At 51.5% G+C, this 3,796-nt stretch carries 3 protein-coding genes; all 3 read left to right on the forward strand.

What is annotated here, in order from left to right; genetic code table 11:
- The coding region (locus tag RDN69_RS05935) for a DHHA1 domain-containing protein (RefSeq protein WP_288218373.1) at positions 1-1,044 on the forward strand (1,044 nt) is incomplete at its 5' end.
- On the forward strand, positions 1,032-3,251 hold the full coding sequence (locus RDN69_RS05940; RefSeq protein ID WP_273259991.1) for a bifunctional (p)ppGpp synthetase/guanosine-3',5'-bis(diphosphate) 3'-pyrophosphohydrolase: 2,220 nt from the start codon (positions 1,032-1,034) through the stop codon (positions 3,249-3,251). The genes RDN69_RS05935 and RDN69_RS05940, both read left to right, overlap by 13 nt.
- The gene (dtd, locus tag RDN69_RS05945; RefSeq protein ID WP_024048563.1) at positions 3,251-3,700 is read left to right on the forward strand and encodes a D-aminoacyl-tRNA deacylase; all 450 of its coding nucleotides are present in this window, start codon (positions 3,251-3,253) and stop codon (positions 3,698-3,700) included. The genes RDN69_RS05940 and dtd overlap by 1 nt, the downstream gene beginning before the upstream one ends.
- Positions 3,701-3,796: the final 96 nt, after the last annotated feature.

Below are 3,796 nucleotides of genomic sequence, written 5' to 3' on the forward strand. Positions count from 1 at the left end.
AGTGAGAGACAGGCCTTGGAACGTGAACTGGTGACTGCGGCCCGGCAGCGTTTGGCAGAGCTTGGCGCCGCTGACGATCAAATGTTGGTGGTAGACGGAGCGGCATGGCATCCGGGTGTCATCGGTATCGTAGCCTCGCGCTTGGTGGATAGCTTTCATCGCCCCGCCTTGGTTATTTCAGTAAACGACGGGATCGGCAAGGGCTCTTGCCGCAGTATTCCCGCGTTGGATATATATGATGCGTTGCATTCCTGCGCGGATATTTTGGAGCAATTCGGCGGACATCATCAGGCGGCCGAATTTTCCATTCGGGAAGAACGTATTCCCGAATTGCGCAAGCGTTTGCAGGAGTATGCCGATACGCATTTAACACCGGACGATTTCATACCGGTGCTGCGCGTGGAACGCGCGCTTGCGTTGGCGGATGTCGATTTGGATTTCGTCACGGCGCTCGAACGCTTAGAGCCGTTCGGCGAAGGCAATCCGTCACCTTTATTTGCGTCCCGCGATCTGACCGTGCAAAAAATTCGCCGTATCGGTAAAGATCGGCGTCATTTGAAAGCCAACTTTGCGCAGCAAGGTGATGACTTGGAATGTGTCGGCTGGGGATTAGGGGAACTGACCACGGAAATTTTCAGCGGCGATACTGCCGCGATCGTTTACGCGTTGCAAAAAAATACATGGCAGAACCAGGTGCAAGTGCAGGGCGTGGTGAAAGATATCACGTGGGAAAGCGCGCAAAAAGTGCATTTAAACCGTGAAATTATGGTAGCCGTATATCGTGAACTGCGCGTGCTTTTGGAGCCGCATGATCGGACCGTCGCGCAAGTTCAGACTATCCTCGCGGAGCAGAGTGGCTTGTCGTATGCGCCGCGGGATTTGTTCGCGGCGGTGACCGTGTTGGAAGAACTGCATTTATTGGAACGTCAACAGTATGAGAATGAAACCTGGTATACTTGGCGACCCAGTGACGAAAAGCTCGCGCTGGAAAATTCCGCCACATATCGTGCCGGTGCGGGAAAGGAGGATATATGGAAACCGTAAACACGGAATTTGATCGGGAAGCGGCGTATGCGAAATTGGTCGCCGACGTCAAAAAATATTTGCCCGATCTCGATGAAGATTCCCTGCGTGAAGCATATGAACTTGCCGATACGGCGCATGCGGAGCAAAAACGTGTTTCGGGCGAACCATATATTATGCACCCGTTGGCTGTCGCCGACATTATTGCCGGCTTGCAAATGGATCCGGACGGTATCAAGGCGGCGTTGTTGCATGATGTTGTGGAAGATACCGATTACACGCTGGAAGATATTCGCATGCTGTTCGGCGATGAAGTGGCGTTTTTGGTGGACGGCGTCACCAAGCTCAACCGAATGAATTACAAAACGAAAGAAGATCAGCAGCTCGACACCTATCGCAAAATGTTTCTCGCGATGGCGAAAGACGTGCGCGTGGTCGTTATCAAACTGGCTGACCGTTTGCATAATATGCGGACGCTGTCCTTCGTGCGGGAAGAAAAGCAGCAGCGCATTGCCCGCGAAACGCTGGAGATTTTTGCGCCGCTCGCGCATCGGCTCGGTATTTTTAATATAAAGTGGGAGCTGGAAGATCTTTCGTTCCGCTATTTGGAACCGATGGCATACTACGACCTCGTCGAACAGATGAAGGTCAAACGCCAGGTGCGCGAAGAAATCATCAAACAGACGATTGATATCTTGCGCGATTCACTGCAGAAGAACAATATTGAAGCGGACATCAGCGGTCGTCCGAAACATTTTTACAGTATTTATAAAAAAATCAAGAAAAAACATCAGGATATCAGTGAGATTTACGATCTGTACGCGACTCGAGTGATTGTCAACACGATCCCGGAGTGCTATGCGGTTTTGGGGATTGTCCACAGTTTATGGAAACCGTTGCCGTATCGGTTTAAAGATTATATCGCGATGCCGAAACCGAATATGTACCAGTCGTTACATACGACGGTCATCGGCGAAGCGGGGCAACCGGTCGAAATTCAGATCCGTACGCAAGAGATGCACCAGGTCGCCGAGTACGGCGTGGCGGCGCATTGGCGCTATAAAGAAGGCACGAAAAAAGCGTCGCAGCAACAGAATTTTGATGAAAAAATCGGTTGGCTGCGCAAACTGCTCGAATGGCAGGATACGAGCAATTCGAAAGAATTTGTCGACGCGTTGAAACTCGATGTGTTCGCCGACGAGGTCTTTGTGTTTACGCCGCGCGGCGATGTCATTGATTTGCCGCAGGGCGCCATTCCGCTGGATTTCGCGTACCGTATTCATACGGAAGTCGGCAATACCTGTACGGGAGCCAAAGTCAACGGCAAAATCGTGCCGATCGACTACAAACTGAAAAACGGCGATATCGTTTCGATTATTACGTCCAAAAACGGCAAACCGAGTTTGGACTGGCTGAACATTGTCGCGTCGTCGGAAAGCCGTTCGAAAATTCGCAGTTGGTTTAAGAAGGAAAATCGTGCGGATAATATTGCCAAAGCGAAAGAGGCGTTGGAGAGCGAAGCGAAAAAACTCGGGTATGAGTTCAAAACGCTGAACAAGCCGGGACGCTTGGAAACCATTGCCGAACAGATCAATGCGGGCACACCGGAGGATCTGCTGGCGGCGGCCGGCTATGGCGGTTTAACCGTGCGCGGAATTACACTGAAGCTGATTGACCTGCACAAAAAAGAGGAAGCGAAAAATAATCCGATTTCTTCTCAGCTGCAACAAACGCTCGACAGCTTGCGGGTCAGCAAAAAGGCGACGAAAGGTAACAGCGGCATTCTCGTCAAAGGCGAGCCGGGGCTGTTGGTGCATATGGCGCGTTGTTGTAATCCGGTGCCGGGCGATCCCGTCATCGGCTACATCACACGCGGGCGCGGCATTTCCGTGCATCGCCTGGATTGCGACAATATTATTCACAATGATGATCCGAATCGCCTGATCGAAGTCAGCTGGATGTACGGGGCGAATGAAACTTTTTTGGTGGTCGTCGAGATCGAAAGTTACGATCGCCGCGGTTTGCTGGAAGATGTCTTGGGCGTTGTTTCGGAAATGAAATTATCCGTCGGCTCGGTGAACGCCGATTTGCCGCAGGATAATGTCGCCAAAATTCGGCTGGGCGTACAAATTAAAGACTTACATCAATTGGAATTTATGATGACCAAGCTGCGACGGATTCGCGATGTGTATTCCGTGCGCCGTTTGGAATCGGCAGGAGGAACGTAATGCGTGCAGTGATCCAACGAACGACACAAAGCCAAGTAACGGTAGACGGTGAACTTGTCGGCAAAGCCGGCGCGGGATTGACGGTGTTGCTCGGTGTCGGGGCGGAAGATACGGCAGAAGATGCCCGTTATCTCGCCGATAAAATTGTCAATTTACGCATCTTTGAAGACGCGGACGGCAAGATGAACCGGTCTCTTTTGGATACGGGCGGCGAAATTCTCGCGATTTCCCAATTCACTTTATACGGTGACGTACGCAAAGGCCGGCGGCCGAGTTTTACCGCCGCGGCTCCGCCAAGTCTCGCGGAGCCGCTTTATGAAGTATTTGTTCAAGCGCTGCGCGCGCATGATGTGACGGTCGGGACCGGTCGTTTTCAAACGGAAATGCAGGTCACATTGACGAATAACGGACCCGTGACCATTTTGCTGGATAGCGGAAAGTTATTTTGAGGTAGCTATGAAAATTATCGCGTTAACACTCGGACCGCTGGCGACCAATTGCTATATTCTGTTTTCAGAAGCGACCAAGCATGCGATCGTCATCGA

The organism is uncultured Negativicoccus sp., assembly GCF_902480485.1.
Lineage (GTDB): Bacteria > Bacillota > Negativicutes > Veillonellales > Negativicoccaceae > Negativicoccus > Negativicoccus succinicivorans.

What these genes read in the sequence shown, in the direction of transcription:
- RDN69_RS05940 (WP_273259991.1), top strand. Translation starts at nt 1,032, where the DNA reads ATGGAAACCGTAAACACGGAATTTGATCGGGAAGCGGCGTATGCGAAA.
- dtd (WP_024048563.1), top strand. Translation starts at nt 3,251, where the DNA reads ATGCGTGCAGTGATCCAACGAACGACACAAAGCCAAGTAACGGTAGAC.